Origin of the sequence: Serratia sp. CY29653, assembly GCF_052169255.1 — a bacterium.
Lineage (GTDB): Bacteria > Pseudomonadota > Gammaproteobacteria > Enterobacterales > Enterobacteriaceae > Serratia > Serratia sarumanii.
The window spans coordinates 2469715-2485722 of sequence record NZ_JBJNLC010000001.1 but is presented as its reverse complement, the minus strand read 5'-3'; the positions used below and the strand labels follow the sequence as shown (position 1 = coordinate 2485722).

General features: G+C 58.7%; 10 protein-coding genes and 6 tRNA genes. 4 read left to right on the top strand and 12 right to left on the bottom strand.

Translation table 11 applies throughout. The features are described from left to right. The first annotated feature begins 15 nt into the window (after positions 1 to 15). Positions 16 to 1197, top strand: coding sequence for a 3-demethoxyubiquinol 3-hydroxylase (gene ubiF, locus ACJ8HN_RS12005; protein ID WP_442523452.1), 1182 nt, complete (start codon positions 16 to 18; stop codon positions 1195 to 1197). Between the two features lie 87 nt (positions 1198 to 1284). On the opposite strand, the gene ACJ8HN_RS12000 is transcribed toward ubiF, so the two are convergent. The 12 genes from ACJ8HN_RS12000 to nagB form a co-directional block, all read right to left on the bottom strand. Continuing rightward, a tRNA-Gln gene (locus tag ACJ8HN_RS12000) sits at positions 1285 to 1359 on the bottom strand. Between the two features lie 4 nt (positions 1360 to 1363). Further along, positions 1364 to 1440 (bottom strand) — tRNA-Met (locus ACJ8HN_RS11995). 41 nt (positions 1441 to 1481) lie between these two features. Next, a tRNA-Gln gene (locus ACJ8HN_RS11990) sits at positions 1482 to 1556 on the bottom strand. 44 nt (positions 1557 to 1600) lie between these two features. After that, positions 1601 to 1675: transfer RNA gene (locus ACJ8HN_RS11985), tRNA-Gln, on the bottom strand. A gap of 30 nt (positions 1676 to 1705) precedes the next feature. Further along, positions 1706 to 1790, bottom strand: a tRNA-Leu gene (locus ACJ8HN_RS11980). A 16-nt stretch (positions 1791 to 1806) separates the two neighbouring features. Continuing rightward, positions 1807 to 1883, bottom strand: a tRNA-Met gene (locus tag ACJ8HN_RS11975). Positions 1884 to 2102: 219 nt separating this feature from the next. Then, a complete protein-coding gene (gene asnB / locus ACJ8HN_RS11970) occupies positions 2103 to 3767 on the bottom strand; it encodes an asparagine synthase B (RefSeq protein WP_033637446.1) in 1665 nt (554 codons plus the stop codon). Between the two features lie 284 nt (positions 3768 to 4051). Beyond that, complete coding sequence (locus ACJ8HN_RS11965; protein WP_442523451.1) at positions 4052 to 5500, bottom strand: carbohydrate-binding protein; 1449 nt, start codon at positions 5498 to 5500, stop codon at positions 4052 to 4054. A gap of 188 nt (positions 5501 to 5688) precedes the next feature. After that, on the bottom strand, positions 5689 to 6441 hold the full coding sequence (locus ACJ8HN_RS11960) for an HAD-IIA family hydrolase (RefSeq protein WP_414483074.1): 753 nt from the start codon (positions 6439 to 6441) through the stop codon (positions 5689 to 5691). 67 nt (positions 6442 to 6508) lie between these two features. Then, positions 6509 to 7729, bottom strand: coding sequence for a DNA-binding transcriptional regulator NagC (gene nagC, locus ACJ8HN_RS11955; protein ID WP_033637448.1), 1221 nt, complete (start codon positions 7727 to 7729; stop codon positions 6509 to 6511). A gap of 27 nt (positions 7730 to 7756) precedes the next feature. Beyond that, a complete protein-coding gene (gene nagA, locus ACJ8HN_RS11950) occupies positions 7757 to 8896 on the bottom strand; it encodes an N-acetylglucosamine-6-phosphate deacetylase (RefSeq protein ID WP_033647188.1) in 1140 nt (379 codons plus the stop codon). 18 nt (positions 8897 to 8914) lie between these two features. Then, the gene (gene nagB, locus ACJ8HN_RS11945) at positions 8915 to 9715 is read right to left on the bottom strand and encodes a glucosamine-6-phosphate deaminase (protein ID WP_004939952.1); all 801 of its coding nucleotides are present in this window, start codon (positions 9713 to 9715) and stop codon (positions 8915 to 8917) included. A gap of 334 nt (positions 9716 to 10049) precedes the next feature. Here nagB and nagE point away from each other — a divergent pair, with 334 nt between their 5' ends. From nagE to chiP, 3 genes are all read left to right on the top strand, one after another. Next, the gene (gene nagE, locus ACJ8HN_RS11940) at positions 10050 to 12086 is read left to right on the top strand and encodes an N-acetylglucosamine-specific PTS transporter subunit IIBC (protein WP_060436936.1); all 2037 of its coding nucleotides are present in this window, start codon (positions 10050 to 10052) and stop codon (positions 12084 to 12086) included. 240 nt (positions 12087 to 12326) lie between these two features. Next, the gene (gene glnS / locus ACJ8HN_RS11935) at positions 12327 to 13991 is read left to right on the top strand and encodes a glutamine--tRNA ligase (protein ID WP_033655303.1); all 1665 of its coding nucleotides are present in this window, start codon (positions 12327 to 12329) and stop codon (positions 13989 to 13991) included. 578 nt (positions 13992 to 14569) lie between these two features. Then, positions 14570 to 15973: a chitoporin ChiP gene (chiP, locus tag ACJ8HN_RS11930; protein ID WP_047568891.1), complete on the top strand. Its 1404-nt coding sequence runs from the start codon at positions 14570 to 14572 to the stop codon at positions 15971 to 15973. Positions 15974 to 16008 lie beyond the last annotated feature (35 nt).

Genomic DNA, 16008 nt, shown 5'->3' with positions numbered 1-16008 from the left:
GAAAACATAGCCAATATGAAGACATCTCAAAATCGGTATGACGCGGTGGTGGTCGGCGGCGGCATGGTCGGCGCGGCGGCGGCCCTGGGGCTAGCGCAGGCGGGCTGGTCGGTGGCGTTGCTGGAACATCAGGCGCCGCAGGCGTTCGAGGCGCAAAGCCCGCCGGATCTGCGCATTTCCGCTATCGGCTGCACCTCGGTGGGGCTGCTGAAACAGCTCGGCGCCTGGCAGGCCGTGACGGCGATGCGCACGGCGCCGTATCGCCGGCTGGAGACCTGGGAGTGGGCGTCGTCGCGCGTGGCGTTCGACGCGGTGTCCCTGGGGCTGCCGGAGCTGGGCTTTATGGTGGAAAACCGCATTCTGCAGCTGGCGCTGTGGCAGCAGTTCGCACAGTGCGCCAATTTGACGCTGCTGTGCCCCGCCAGGCTGCAATCGCTGCAGCGGGCGGACAATGCCTGGCAGCTGACGCTGGACGGCGGTGAGACGCTGCAGACGCGTTTGGTTGTCGGCGCCGACGGCGCCAACTCGCAGGTGCGCAAGCTGGCGGCGATCGGCACCAACGGCTGGCAGTATCGTCAGGCGTGCATGTTGATCACCGTCGATACCGGCGCGCCGCAGCAGGATGTGACCTGGCAGCGCTTCTTCCCATCCGGGCCGCGTGCCTTCCTGCCGCTGTGCGACAGCTGGGCGTCGCTGGTGTGGTATGACAGCCCGCAGCGCATTCGCCAGCTGCAGGCGATGCCGCCGGCGCAACTGGAGCGCGAGATCGCCGCCGCTTTCCCGGCGCGACTGGGCCCGGTTAAGGTGCACGCCGCCGGTTCGTTCCCGCTGACGCGGCGTCATGCGCAGCGCTACGTGTTGCCGGGGCTGGCGCTGTTGGGTGATGCGGCGCATACCATCAATCCGCTGGCCGGGCAGGGCGTCAATCTGGGGTATCGCGACGTGGATGCCTTGCTGAACGTATTAAGCGATGCGCGGGAGCAGGGAGAGGACTGGAGCAGCGAGGCGGTACTGCTGCGCTATCAGCGCCGCCGCCGTACCGACAATCTGCTGATGCAGAGCGGCATGGATCTGTTCTATACCGCTTTCAGCAATAACCTGGCGCCGCTGAACGTGGCGCGCAATCTGGCGCTGATGGCCGCGCAGCGGGCGGGCAAGCTGAAAGAGCATGCGTTGAAGTACGCGTTGGGATTGTAACCGACAGGGCTCGGCTGCGGCTGGGCTCGTTAGGATTGGCCGAGCGCCGGAAAGCAAAAAGCCCGCCGAAGCGGGCTTTTCTAAATATGGCTGGGGTGCCAGGATTCGAACCTGGGTATGCTGGTATCAGAAACCAGAGCCTTACCGCTTGGCGACACCCCAATTATGGTGGCTACGACGGGATTTGAACCTGTGACCCCATCATTATGAGTGATGTGCTCTAACCAGCTGAGCTACGTAGCCGATGGTACTTTTTACTTCTTTGATTTGCAAGCAGTTTGTTATGGCTGGGGTACCTGGATTCGAACCAGGGAATGCCGGTATCAAAAACCGGTGCCTTACCGCTTGGCGATACCCCACCTGCAAACAAATCTTATGTTGAAACCCCATTCCCGAAAGAATATGGCTGGGGTACCTGGATTCGAACCAGGGAATGCCGGTATCAAAAACCGGTGCCTTACCGCTTGGCGATACCCCATCAACATACTGCGCCGACGATGAAGAGAAATGGTGCGGGAGGCGAGACTTGAACTCGCACACCTTGCGGCGCCAGAACCTAAATCTGGTGCGTCTACCAATTTCGCCACTCCCGCAAATGCAAAAAAGAGATGGTGGCTACGACGGGATTCGAACCTGTGACCCCATCATTATGAGTGATGTGCTCTAACCAGCTGAGCTACGTAGCCCTCTTTTTTTGCTTTGCCTTCATCGGCGTTGCGGGGCGCATTATGCGTATATGACCGATTTGCGTCAACAAGTTTTTTCCCGAAAAAGTGCCCGGAAGCGCCGTTTGTCTGGGTTGTGAACATTATGGCGATAAAATCGGCAATTCAGGCAGTTGGCGGGGGGAAAAGGCAACAAAAAGGCGGGCCAAAAGGCCCGCCCTGAGGGAAAGCGCCGCGCGATTATTTATAGGCGGCCTGGTGTACGCCGACGGCGCGGCCGGAAGGATCGTCCATCTTCTTGAACGATTCGTCCCATTCGATGGCCTTGGCGGACGAGCAGGCGACAGACGGGCCGCCCGGCACGCATTCGGCGGCGCTCGGCAGCGGGAACAGCTCCTCGAAGATTTCGCGGTACAGGTAGCCTTCTTTCGAAGTCGGCGTGTTGTACGGGAAGCGGAAACGCGCGGTTTCGAGCTGTTGATCGCTGATTTGCTGCGCAGCGACCTCTTTTAGCGTGTCGATCCAGCTGTAGCCGACGCCGTCGGAGAACTGCTCTTTCTGGCGCCAGGCCACGCTGGCCGGCAAATAGGACTCGAAACATTCGCGGACGATGTGTTTTTCCATTTTGCCGTTGCCGCACATTTTATCTTTCGGGTTGATGCGCATCGCCACGTCGAGGAATTTCTTGTCCAGGAACGGCACGCGGGCTTCGACGCCCCAGGCGGACATCGCCTTGTTGGCGCGCGCGCAGTCGAACATATGCAGCGCCAGCAGCTTGCGCACGGTCTCTTCGTGGAATTCGCGGGCGTCCGGCGCCTTATGGAAGTAGAGGTAGCCGCCGAACACTTCGTCCGCGCCTTCGCCGGAGAGCACCATTTTGATGCCCATCGCCTTGATTTTGCGCGACATCAGGTACATCGGCGTCGAGGCGCGGATGGTGGTGACGTCGTAGGTTTCGATGTGGTAAATCACGTCGCGGATGGCGTCCAGGCCTTCCTGCACGGTGAAGTGGATTTCATGGTGTACGGTGCCCAGATGGTTGGCCACCTCCTGCGCGGCGCGCAGATCCGGCGAGCCTTCCAGGCCGACGGCGAAGGAGTGCAGCTGCGGCCACCAGGCTTCGCTGCGTTCCTGATCTTCCACGCGGCGCGCGGCGTACTTCTTGGTGATCGCCGAGATGACCGAGGAATCCAGCCCGCCCGACAGCAGCACGCCGTAAGGCACGTCAGACATCAGGTGGCTTTTCACCGACTCTTCCAGCGCGGTTCGCAGGGCGGTGGCGTCGGTCACGTTGTCTTTGACGCTGTCGTAATCGAACCAGTCGCGGCGATAGTATTCGCGGATCTCACCGTCCTGGCTCCACAGGTAGCTGCCGGCCGGAAATTCCTTGATGGTGCGGCACACCGGCACCAGCGCTTTCATTTCCGAGGCGACGTACAGGTTGCCGTGCTCGTCGTGGCCCATGTACAGCGGGATGATGCCCAGATGATCGCGGCCGATCAGGTAGGCGTCTTTTTCGGTGTCGTACAGGGCGAAGGCGAACATGCCTTGCAGATCGTCGAGGAAGTCCGGGCCTTTCTCCTGATACAGCGCCAGGATCACTTCACAGTCGGAACCGGTCTGGAACGCGTAGCGGTCGCTCAGCTGTTGGCGCAGCGCCTGGTGGTTGTAAATTTCGCCGTTGACCGCCAAAACGTGGGTGTGCGCAGCGTTGTACAGCGGTTGAGCGCCGTTGTTGACGTCGACGATCGACAGGCGTTCGTGGGCCAAAATGGCTTTGTCGCTGGCGTAAACGCCGGACCAATCCGGGCCGCGATGGCGCATCAGGCGCGACAGCTCCAGCGCTTTCTTACGCAGTTCAACGGGATCGGACTTCAGATCGAGCACACCGAAAATAGAACACATACAACTCTCCTAACGGGCTTTTATGACTGTGATGTTGTTTTTTACTGTTATGGGCAGCATTGCCGATTCATCAGCGATAACGCGGTTTTGCTGCGCTGTGGTTATGAAAATGCGCCTAAAGCTGCATGAGATGCAAGCGTTTTAGCCATACGCTGAGAAATAGTTGTTTGCCTGGGCGCGATTTTTGACGGATTTTCAGTTATCGGCGGGAAAAATTAGCGATTATGCAATTTTTAGCGTAATGACGGGATTGCCGGCCGGTTTGACCGGCAATCGATTAGCGATTAGGCGATGAGCTGCCACAGGGTGAAGGCGGCGTCCGGCGTCCAGGCGGCGTTGGAGGTGTGCGCCTGAATACAGGTGTATTTCTTGCCTTTATAACTCACCACGTCGCCGGCTTGGTAGCTGTGGTTGTTCTGCCACTCGGGCGCGCTCGGATCGGGCGGCGTGCCGTCGTTGGCGGTTTTGACCGCCAGCGCGCTGCTCGGCAGCGAGGTATTGCCCTGGCTGTCGGTTGCGGTAACGAAGTAGCTGTACTGGGTGGCCGGAGCCAGGCCGTTGTCGGCCAACGACAGGCCGGCAGTCTGGCCGATCGGGTTGCCGTTGCGGTAAACGGTGTAATTGGCGATCGGTAAGGCGCCGGTGGCGGCGGCCCAGCTCAGCTTCAGCGAGGTGGCGCCCAACTCGGAGACCGTCAGCGCCGTCGGCGCATTAGGCTTTCCCGGCGGCGGGGTGACTCCGCCCTGAATCAGCGGCGCGTAGCGGGTTTTGAACTCCCAGCTGTAGGCCACGCCGGCTTTGCTCTTGCCGTTGTCCCAGTTGATTGACCAGGTCATCAGGCCCTTGATCGACAGGTTTTTGGCGTCGAGACGCGAGAAGGCGTTATACACCGCCTGTTTGTCGATCACGTAGCCGGTGGCGGCGGCATCGTTGTTGCTCGGCAGGCCGATAACGAATTTACTGGCTGGAATTCGGATAAATCCGCGGGTGCCGGTGACCAGACTTTCCGTCAGGTAATAGAGGAAGTCTTCTTTCATGGCGTCGTTGTTTTGGGCAATCCAGGCACCGGCACCGTTATTGGCCTCGGGAACCCAGATGCCGTCGCCACCCTGGTTATAATATTGCGGCGCGATAAAGTCATAATAGCCATCTAACGCATTAATATAATCGCCATAGCTGCCGTTAGCCTGCAGATAAGGGAATTCCGGCGCCATGCTGATAATAAAGTTTTTCCCCTGCGCGGTGTAATGGTCTTTTACTTTTTTCAGCGCCGCAGGCAAGACGGTTTTATTATTGGCGGCGCCGATCGCCGCCTGTTCCAGATCGATATCCAGGCCGTCGAAGCCGTAGACTTCCACCAGGCGAATAATCTCGTCTTTCAGCCGGTCTTCGTCGCCGGTTTTCAGTTCGATGTGCGCGTCTGCGCCGCCGAGGGAGATCAGCACCGCGCGGCCCTGGCTGTTCAGCACGCCCACCTGGCGGCGGAACTCGGCGTCGGACAGGTTGTAAGGCTTGAAGGTCGGGATTCCCTGGCCTTTCATAAAGGCGACGGCCACCACGTTATATTCGGCGGGAATGTCGGTCAGGTTCATATTGGCGAACTGGCCTTGTTGATAACCGTCACTGGCGCCGGCGGCCCAGTTGTGCCAGAACCCCATCAGGATTTTTTTATTGGCGATAGTCGGCATAATGGCTGCGTCATCGGCGGCATTAATAATGTTATTTGTGCTCATGGTAGCCTCATTAATTAGGGTAAGGGATTTTCGCCTGCCGGCAATATCAGCTATTGGCGGGGCGTAAGGTTATAATGAGGGTTTTTAGCGCGGGCAGGCTGAAACCTTTTGCGGCCATGAACGAATTAAATTCAAACTGCGGTCAGGAAGAGGGAAATAATGGCGGCCGGGCAGCCGCCATAAATGCATCAGAAAATAGTGATATCGGCAACGGAAGGGTAGACGTAGCTCGGGCGGAACGGCATGGTTTCGATGTCGCTCAGCGTGGAGACGCCGGACAGCACCAGCACGGTTTCCAGGCCGGCCTGGAAGCCCGCCAGAATGTCGGTGCGCAGGTTGTCGCCGACGATCACCGTCTCTTCCGAGTGCGCCTGCATTTTGTTCAATGCGGCGCGAATGAGCCACGGGCTGGGCTTGCCGACGTAAAACGGCTTGCGGCCGGTGATCTTCTCGATGGGGGCGCACAGCGCGCCGCAGGCCGGCGAGAAGCCGTGGCCGTGGCTATCCGGGTTGGTGGCGATAAAGCGCGCGCCGTTACTGACGAAGTAGGCGGCCTTGTGCATCATGTCCCAGTTGTAAGAGCGGGTTTCCCCGACGATCACGAAATCCGGGTTGATGTCGGTGATGGTGAAACCGGCTTTGTACAGCTCATGGATCAGCGCGCCTTCGCCGACCACGTAGGCTTTTTTGCCTTCCTGGCGGCGCAGGAAATCGGCGGTGGCCATCGCCGAGGTATAGAACGCGCTCTCCGGCACTTCCAGCCCGGCGGCGGCGAAGCGGTTCGCCAGATCCTGCGCGGTCTGTGACGGGTAGTTGGTCAGCACCACCAGCGGCATGCCTTGTTCCTGGATGCGCGCCAGGAACAGATCGGCGCCGGGCACCGGCGTATTGTCATGCAGCAGCACGCCGTCGATATCGCATATAACGTTTTTGATTTTCATTTGTCGCTGTTTCTCATGATTACGGCAGGCAAGGGGTGACGATAACACACCTGCCAGAAGCGGCGGATCAGCTTTCCAGCAATCGCTGCAAGAGCACGCCGTTGAGCATCGCGCGTTTGGCCAGGGCGAAAGCGCCGATCGCCGAGCGATGATTGAGTTCGGAGGTCACCACCGGCAGATTCTTGCGGAAGTCCTTCAGCACCTGGGTATTGATGCAGCTCTGGATCGCCGGCAGCAGCACTTTGTCCGCTTCGGTGATCTCACCGGCGATCACCACCTTCTGCGGATTGAACAGGTTGATGGCGATGGCCACCGCCTTGCCCAGATAGCGGCCGACGTGTTCGATCACTTCGCTGGCCAGCAGATCGCCGCGGTTGGCGGCCTTGCAGATGGCGTTGATGCCGCAGTCTTCCAGCGTCAGTTTGCTCGGGTAGCCCTGGCTCAGCAGCTGGCGCACGCGCTGTTCGATCGCCGCGTTGGCGGCCACCGTTTCCAGGCAGCCGAAGTTGCCGCAGTGGCAGCGTTCGCCGAGCGGATCGATCTGGATATGGCCGATCTCGCCGACGTTGCCGTTGTTGCCGAGAAAAATCTGCCCGTTGACGATGATGCCGGCGCCGGTGCCGCGGTGCAGGCGCACCAGAATCGAGTCTTCGCAGTCGCGGGTGGCACCGAAGTAGTGCTCCGCCAGCGCCAGGCTGCGGATGTCGTGGCCGACGAAGCTGGTGACGTTGAAACGTTGCTGCAGGTTGTCCACCAGCGCCCAGTTGCTGACGCTGATGTGCGGCATGTAGCGCACCACGCCCAGCGCCGGATCCACCAGGCCGGGCAGGATCACCGCGATGGCGATCAGCTCGCGCAGGCGGCGCTGATTCGCTTCGATGAATTGGGCGATGGCGGCGAACAGCGCATTCTCCAGCGTTTCCTGGGTGCGTTCCGGCAGCGGATAGTGTTCTTCGCCGAGCGATTTGCCGCTCATGTCATACAGGGTGATGGTGGCGTCGTGGCGGCCGAGACGCACCGCGACGGTATGGAAATGACGGGTTTCCGACACGATGGAGATCGCGCGGCGGCCGCCGGTGGAGGCTTGCTGATCGACTTCTTTGATCAGCCCGCGCTCCAGCAGCTGGCGAGTAATTTTGGTGACGCTGGCGGGGGCAAGCTGGCTGAGTTCGGCAATTTGAATGCGCGAGATCGGGCCCTGCTGGTCGATCAGGCGGTAAACTGCCGCGCCGTTAAGTTGTTTGACTAAGTCAACGTTCCCTATTTGTGCTTGTCCGCCGGTGCTCATCAATAATGTTACTCGCTGTTCATTGAATTAAACCTCGTTACCGTTAACGAGCGTTTTGGTGATTTTAAAATCACGGGTGAAGGCGGTCAGGTTAGCCACCTTGCCGGCTTCGATGGTGCCCAGACGGTGCTCGACGCCGATGGCGCGCGCCGGGTACAGCGTCGCCATGCGCAGCGCTTCGTCCAGCGCGATGCCGATATGCTCGACGCTGTTTTGCACCGCTTCGATCATGGTCAGCGCGGAACCGCTCAGGGTGCCGTTCTCATCCACGCACAGCCCATCCCGATAGTATATTGTTTTACCGGCGAAAATAAATTGGTCAATATCTGCACCTGCCGGTGCGGTCGCGTCGGTGACCAATACCAATTTATCACCTTTCAGGCGTTTGGCGTTACGGATACTCGCCCAGGCCACGTGATGGCCGTCGGCGATGATGCCGGTATAGACCTCCGGCGTGTCGAAGATCGCTCCCATTAGCCCCGGTTCGCGGCCTGTGATATACGGCATGGCGTTGTACAGGTGGGTGGCGAAGCTGATGCCGGCGGCGAAGCCGGTGCGCGCCTGATCGTAGGTGGCGTTCGAGTGGCCGGCGGAGACCACGATGCCGGCCTCGGTCAGCTGCTTGATAACGTGCGGCTCAACCATCTCCGGCGCCAGCGTCACCTTGGTGATCACGTCGGCGTTGGCGCACAGGTAATCGATCATGTCCTGCGTTGGCTTGCGAATGAACGCCGGGTTATGGGTGCCTTTTTTCACCGGGCTGAGGTACGGCCCTTCCAGGTGCAGGCCCAGCGCCTGGTTTTGGTGCTTTTTCAGATAGGCGCGCATCACCTCGACGCTGTGCTTCATGAATTCGTCGCTGCTGGTGATCAGCGTCGGCAGATAGCTGGTGCAGCCGGATTTCTCGTTGGCGCGCTGCATGATCTCCAGCGTTTCTTCCGAAATCGCTTCCAGCGAATCGTTGAACTGTACGCCGCCGCAGCCGTTCAACTGCACGTCGATAAGCCCGGGGGCCAGGATGGCGCCACCCAGGTCGCGCGTTTCGATGCCGGCGGGCAATTCAGCCGCCGGGCAGACTCTCTCGATCAGCCCATCAGCGATAATGACTGCATGGTCATCAAGTACGTCGTGGCCGGTATAGATTCGGCCGTGGGTTAAAGCGAACATCGTAGCCCCCTGCAAAGATTAAAGACTTTTCACGCTTTCCGCTTCTAACTCGCGGAAATATTTGACGGTTTTGACTTTCAGTTCCATGGTGGCCGGCTCGTCGCACACCACCACCGCTTTGGCGTGCAGCTGCAGGCAGCTGATGGTCCACATGTGGTTGATGTTGCCTTCCACCGCGGCCTCCAGCGCCTGCGCCTTGGCGTGGCCGGTCACCAGGATCATCACTTCTTCCGCGTCCAGCAGCGTACCCACGCCGACGGTCAGCGCATATTTCGGCACCAGGCTGACGTCGCCGCCGAAGAAGCGCGAGTTGGCGATGCGGGTGTCTTCGGTCAGCGTTTTGATGCGGGTGCGCGAAGCCAGGGACGAAGCCGGTTCGTTGAACGCGATATGGCCGTCGATGCCCACGCCGCCCATGAACAGGTTAATTTTGCCGTAAGACTTGATCTTCTCTTCGTACTGGCGGCACTCGGCGTCGACATCCGCGGCGTTGCCGTTCAGCAGGTTGATATTTTCACGAGGGATATCAACGTGATCAAAGAAGTTGCGGTACATGAAGGTGTGGTAGCTTTCCGGGTGTTCCTGCGGCAGGCCAACGTACTCGTCCATGTTGAAAGTCACAACATGCTTAAAGCTTACTTCACCTGCTTTGTGCATCGCAATCAGATGTTTGTAGGCTTCCAGCGGCGTGCCGCCGGTAGGCAGGCCGAGGACAAACGGGCGCTCTGCGGTTGGCTTGAATGCGTTGATGCGTTGAACGATATGACGCGCGGCCCATTTGCCGACTTGTGCGGTATCTTTCAGTGGGATAAGTCTCATCTAACACCTCTTGGGATAAGTAAACTAAAGCTATACTGTACGGGCCTGCGGGAGTCCTAAGCGTAACCCAGCTTTATGATTCTCGCGTGAATCGTCCGTCCGGTTGATTTTTTGAATGATAAAATAAGTTTTGTGTGATGGCCAGCAATCCGGGAGGGAAAGACTACTTTTTGGTGATATTTATCACAAAAAGGGAGGTTTTAATTTGCGATACAAAATAAATTTTTTACACTCGGCATGAGTGATACGTGCCATGCGTTGTTTCTAAAAAGGTAGTGAGAGCTCCAAATAAACTACTAATAGGGTCCGTCCGCGGACAACATAGGGGGAAAAGGTGAACATTCTTAGTTATTTGCAAAAGGTGGGACGGGCGCTGATGGTGCCGGTCGCCACGCTGCCCGCCGCCGCCATCTTGATGGGCGTCGGGTACTGGATTGACCCTGTTGGTTGGGGCGGCGACAACGCGCTCGCCGCTTTCTTCATTAAATCCGGCTCCGCTATCATCGACAACATGTCGGTGTTGTTCGCTATCGGCGTGGCCTACGGCATGTCCAAAGACAAGGACGGCGCCGCCGCGTTGACCGGCTTCGTCGGCTTCCTGGTGCTGACCACCCTCTGTTCACCGGCCGCCGTGTCGATGATTCAGAAGATCCCGCTCGATCAGGTGCCTGCCGCGTTCGGCAAGATCCAGAACCAGTTCGTCGGTATTCTGGTGGGTATCATCTCCGCCGAAGTGTACAACCGCTTCAGCGGCGTCGAGCTGCCTAAGGCGCTGTCGTTCTTCAGCGGCCGCCGCCTGGTGCCGATCCTCATTTCCTTCCTGATGATCCTGGTCGCTTTCATTCTGATGTACATCTGGCCGGTGATCTTCAACGGTCTGGTGAACTTCGGTGAACACATTCAGAAAATGGGTTCGGTCGGCGCCGGCATTTACGCCTTCTTCAACCGTCTGCTGATCCCGGTCGGCCTGCACCACGCGCTGAACTCGGTATTCTGGTTCGACGTGGCCGGCATCAACGATATTCCTAACTTCCTCGGCGGCCAGCAGTCAATCGAAGCCGGTAAAGCGGTTGTTGGCATCACCGGCCGTTATCAGGCGGGCTTCTTCCCGATCATGATGTTCGGTCTGCCGGGTGCAGCGCTGGCCATCTATCACTGCGCGCGTCCTGAAAACAAAGCCAAAGTGGCAGGCATCATGCTGGCGGCCGCGTTCGCCGCCTTCTTTACCGGCATCACCGAACCGCTGGAGTTCTCCTTCATGTTCGTGGCACCGGTGCTGTACGTGATCCACGCCGTGCTGACCGGTATCTCGGTGTTCATCGCCGCCAGCATGCACTGGATCGCCGGTTTCGGCTTCAGCGCCGGGCTGGTGGATATGGTGCTGTCGTCCCGCAACCCGCTGGCGACCCACTGGTACATGCTGATCCCGCAGGGCCTGGTGTTCTTCGTCATCTACTACGTGGTGTTCCGCTTCACCATCAAGAAATTCAACCTGATGACCCCGGGCCGCGAACTGGCGGTTGCCGGTGACGAAACCGACGGTTATGACGTCAACGTCGACAGCAACGCCGGTAAAGACGAAAACGAAACCACCACGCTGGCCCGTCGCTACGTCGGCGCGATCGGCGGTTCCGACAACCTGACCGGCATCGATGCCTGCATCACCCGCCTGCGTCTGAACGTGAAAGACTCCGCGCTGGTGAACGACGCCTTGGCGAAACGCCTCGGCGCATCCGGCGTTATCCGCCTGAATAAGCAGAGCGTGCAAGTGATCGTCGGCACCCGTGCTGAACTTATCGCCAGCGCAATGCGCAACGTGATTGCAGCCGGCCCGGTAGCGGCTGCGGCGGCACCGGCGGCGGCCCCTGCCGCGGATGCCAAACCGCAGGCGGTGCCGAACGCGCCGAAAGCCGCGTTTGAAACGCTGGTAGCGCCGGTGACCGGTGAAGTCGTGGCGCTCGATCAGGTGCCGGACGAAGCTTTCGCCAGCAAGGCGGTAGGCGACGGCCTGGCGATTCGCCCGACCGACAACATCGTCGTGGCGCCGGCGGACGGCACCGTGGTGAAAATCTTCAATACCAACCACGCGTTCTGCCTGGAAACCGACAAGGGTGCCGAGATCGTGGTGCACATGGGGATCGACACCGTCGCGCTGGAAGGCCAGGGCTTCAAACGCCTGGTGGAAGAGGGCGCGGAAGTGAAAGCCGGTCAACCGATTCTGGAACTGGATCTGGATTATCTGAACGCCAACGCGCGTTCGATGATAAGCCCGGTGGTGGTCAGCAACGCTGACGACTACGCCGGCCTGGCGGCGCTGGCCAGCGGCTCGGTGGTCGCCGGTCAGACCAAGCTGTACGAGATCCAAAAGTAAGGCCGTTTTTACCTGAGTAGTACCGGGGGCCGGCCACGCATCATGGCGGAGTTTGCCCCGATTTGGCGGGAAGAGAGCGATCTCTTCCCGCTTTTTTTATCCCGTTTCGCCCCACGGCGGTGCGCTGCGCGCCGAGGGGGCAACGCGCCGCATTTTTCGTGCAACAAACGGTTGTTTCCAGACGTGGCTTGTTGGATCATAGGCGGTTATGTGTAGCGCTTTGCATTGAGGAACAGTGAAATGAGTGAGGCTGAAGCCCGCCCAACCAATTTTATCCGTCAGATCGTCGATGAAGATCTGGCGTCGGGGAAACACACGTCGGTACATACCCGCTTCCCGCCGGAGCCTAACGGCTATCTGCATATCGGCCACGCCAAGTCCATCTGCCTGAACTTCGGCATCGCCAAGGACTATCAGGGCCAGTGCAACCTGCGTTTCGATGACACCAACCCGGTGAAAGAAGACATCGAGTTCGTGGAGTCAATCAAGCACGACGTGGAGTGGCTGGGCTTTGAGTGGAGCGGCAACGTTCGTTACTCCTCAGACTATTTCGATCAGCTGCACCAGTATGCGGTCGAGCTGATCACCAAGGGGCTGGCCTACGTCGATGAGCTGTCGCCGGAGCAGATCCGTGAATATCGCGGCACCCTGACCGCGCCGGGCAAAGACAGCCCGTACCGCGATCGCAGCGTGGAAGAGAACCTGGCGCTGTTCGAGAAGATGCGCAACGGCGAGTTCGCCGAAGGCGCCGCCTGCCTGCGCGCCAAGATCGATATGGCTTCGCCGTTTATCGTGATGCGCGATCCGGTGCTGTACCGCATCAAGTTCGCCGAACACCACCAGACCGGCAATAAATGGTGCATCTACCCGATGTACGATTTCACCCACTGCATTTCCGATGCGCTGGAAGGGATCACCCATTCGCTGTGTACCCTGGAATTCCAGGATAACCGCCGTCTGTATGACTGGGTGTTGGATAACATCACCATTCCTTGCCACCCGCGTCAGTACGAGTTTTCGCGCCTCAACCTCGAATACGCCATCATGTCGAAGCGCAAGCTGAACCAGCTGGTGACCGAGAAGATCGTCGAAGGCTGGGACGACCCGCGGATGCCAACCGTCTCCGGTCTGCGCCGCCGCGGTTATACCGCCGCCTCGATTCGCGAGTTCTGCCTGCGCATCGGCGTGACCAAGCAAGACAACAACGTCGAGATGGTGGCGCTGGAATCCTGCATCCGCGACGATCTGAACGAGAACGCGCCGCGCGCCATGGCGGTGCTGGATCCGGTGAAAATCGTCATCGAGAACATGGGCGATGCGGTGGAAATGGTCACCATGCCTAACCACCCGAACAAGCCGGAAATGGGCAGCCGCGATGTGCCGTTCAGCCGCGAGATCTATATCGATCGCGCCGACTTCCGCGAAGAAGCCAACAAGCAGTACAAGCGCTTGGTTCTGGGCAAGGAAGTGCGTCTGCGCAATGCGTACGTGATCAAGGCCGAGCGCGTCGAGAAGGACGAAGCGGGCGAGATCGTCACCATCTTCTGCAGCTACGATGCGGAAACGTTGAGCAAAGATCCTGCAGACGGCCGCAAGGTGAAGGGCGTGATCCACTGGGTGTCCGCGGCGCACGCGCTGCCGGCGGAAATTCGCCTGTACGATCGCCTGTTCAGCGTGCCTAACCCGGGCGCGGCGGAAGATTTCCTCTCCACCATCAACCCGGAATCGCTGGTGATCAAGCACGGCTTCGTCGAGCCGAGCCTGGCGGCCGCACAGCCGGAGAAAGCCTATCAGTTCGAGCGTGAAGGTTACTTCTGCGCCGACAGTCGCTATTCGTCGGCCGAGCATCTGGTGTTTAACCGCACCGTCGGCCTGCGCGACACCTGGGCGAAAATCGAGGGCTAATCTTATTCGCCTAGAAAATTAATGAATCAGCGCGGCTTAGGCCGCGCTTTTTTTTGCCTATGGTTTCACCTGCGATCTATTCCTCTCTGATTTTAACCGGAGCGCGTTTAATTAATCACGGCGCATTAACCCATAAGCTTTCTGATATTGGCCTTGTTAGTCTTAATATTTGCTTATATATTCGTGATGCGAATTAATTTCATTTAGAGAGCGCTTTCAATTTTTATCGCCTGACTGACGGATTTAGTCAGGCTGAAACCATTAATCGTCTCTGGTTGACCTGGTATCTCAATTTATTCTGATTTAATTGAATTTTTTATTCGACACCTTCCATGATCACCGGCGTAACAAAATCTCACTGATATGTGCTCCTTGTCATACTTTGACAAATCTCCCGCATTTTTCATTTGATAATTCGCGTCGCGAAAAATAGTCTGTCTGTAGCAATTAGTGCTGTGGGAATAACATCTCGTCGGCAATATTTTTTACCCGTTCGGGTTTTTTATTGGCAGTCGTGCAGGGCAGTGGTGAACACAGGCGGCTGCAACTTTTAAGTTAAGTCAAAGAGGAATTTCAATATGGGTACGCACGGTGCTCAGCGTAAAACGCTGGCGCTCGCAGTCGCGGGCGCGCTGTTGGGAACAGGGTTTGCCATGGCGCCTGAGGCGAAAGCCGCAGGGTTTATCGATGATTCCACGCTGACCGGCGGCATCTATTACTGGCAACGTGAGCGCGACCGTAAAGATCTCAATCCGGACAGCAAGGACTACAACCAATATACCACCAACCTGTCGCACTCCACCGCCAACCTGAGCCTGGATTTCGCTTCGGGCTACGCCTGGGATATGTTCGGTCTGGACGTCGGTGCCTTCACCGCTATCGAGCTGGCGGAATCCAGCGCCAGCGGCCACCCGAACGAGATCGCGTTTTCCTCGAAAAACCGGACCTACGACGAAGACTATTCCGGTGACAAGGGCGGCATCAGCCTGTACAAAGCCGCCGCCAAATTCAAATACGGCCCGGTCTGGGCGCGCGCCGGCTATATTCAGCCGAGCGGCCAAACCCTGCTGGCGCCACACTGGAGCTTTATGCCGGGCACCTATCAGGGGGCCGAAGCCGGCGCCAAGTTCGACTACGGCGATGCCGGCGCGTTGAGCTTCTCCTACATGTGGGCCGACAAATACAAGGCACCGTGGCATATCGAGGTGGACGACTTCCGCCAGAACGACAGGAAAACCCGCGTCTCCTACCTGCACTCGCTGGGCGCCAAATACGATTTCAAAAACGATCTGGTGCTGGAAGCCGCCTTCGGCCAGGCGCAGGGATACGTGAATCAATACTTCACTAAAGCGTCTTACAAATTCGATGTGCTGGGCAACCCGCTGACCACCAGTTACCAGTTCTACGGTGCGGAAGACCGCATCAGCGACAAGAACGATCCAAACAGCATCTACGACGGCCTGGCCTGGCTGCAGGCGCTGACCTTCGGTTACACCACCGGGCAGTTCAACTGGCGTCTGGAAGGCACCATGGTCAAGGCGGAAGGCAACCAGGGCTTCTTCCTGCAGCGCATGACCCCAACCTACGCCTCGTCCAACGGTCGTCTGGACGTGTGGTGGGACAACCGCTCCGACTTTAACGCCAACGGCGAGAAAGCGGTGTACGCCGGAGTGATGTATGACCTCAGCAACTGGAACCTGCCGGGCATGGCGGTCGGCGGCTCCTACGTTTACGCCTGGGACGCCAAGCCGAGCACCAACCCGATCTACGATCAAAGCCAGCGCCTGAAAGAGAGCGCCTGGAGCCTGGACGCGATGTACACCATCCAGGAAGGGCGCGCCAAGGGCACGCTGATCAAGCTGCACTACACCCAGTATGACAACCACACCAACATCCCGAGCTGGGGCGGCGGTTACGGCAACATCTTCCAGGACGAGAAAGACGTCAAGTTCATGGTCATCGCGCCATTCACCATCTTCTGATGCGTTCCCCGGCCTCGCCGCCGGGGGCAGTTAAG

What these genes read in the sequence shown, in the direction of transcription:
- nagB (WP_004939952.1), bottom strand. Translation starts at nt 9,715, where the DNA reads ATGAGACTTATCCCACTGAAAGATACCGCACAAGTCGGCAAATGGGCC.
- nagC (WP_033637448.1), bottom strand. Translation starts at nt 7,729, where the DNA reads ATGAGCACCGGCGGACAAGCACAAATAGGGAACGTTGACTTAGTCAAA.
- ubiF (WP_442523452.1), top strand. Translation starts at nt 16, where the DNA reads ATGAAGACATCTCAAAATCGGTATGACGCGGTGGTGGTCGGCGGCGGC.
- ACJ8HN_RS11960 (WP_414483074.1), bottom strand. Translation starts at nt 6,441, where the DNA reads ATGAAAATCAAAAACGTTATATGCGATATCGACGGCGTGCTGCTGCAT.
- ACJ8HN_RS11965 (WP_442523451.1), bottom strand. Translation starts at nt 5,500, where the DNA reads ATGAGCACAAATAACATTATTAATGCCGCCGATGACGCAGCCATTATG.
- chiP (WP_047568891.1), top strand. Translation starts at nt 14,570, where the DNA reads ATGGGTACGCACGGTGCTCAGCGTAAAACGCTGGCGCTCGCAGTCGCG.
- glnS (WP_033655303.1), top strand. Translation starts at nt 12,327, where the DNA reads ATGAGTGAGGCTGAAGCCCGCCCAACCAATTTTATCCGTCAGATCGTC.
- asnB (WP_033637446.1), bottom strand. Translation starts at nt 3,767, where the DNA reads ATGTGTTCTATTTTCGGTGTGCTCGATCTGAAGTCCGATCCCGTTGAA.
- nagA (WP_033647188.1), bottom strand. Translation starts at nt 8,896, where the DNA reads ATGTTCGCTTTAACCCACGGCCGAATCTATACCGGCCACGACGTACTT.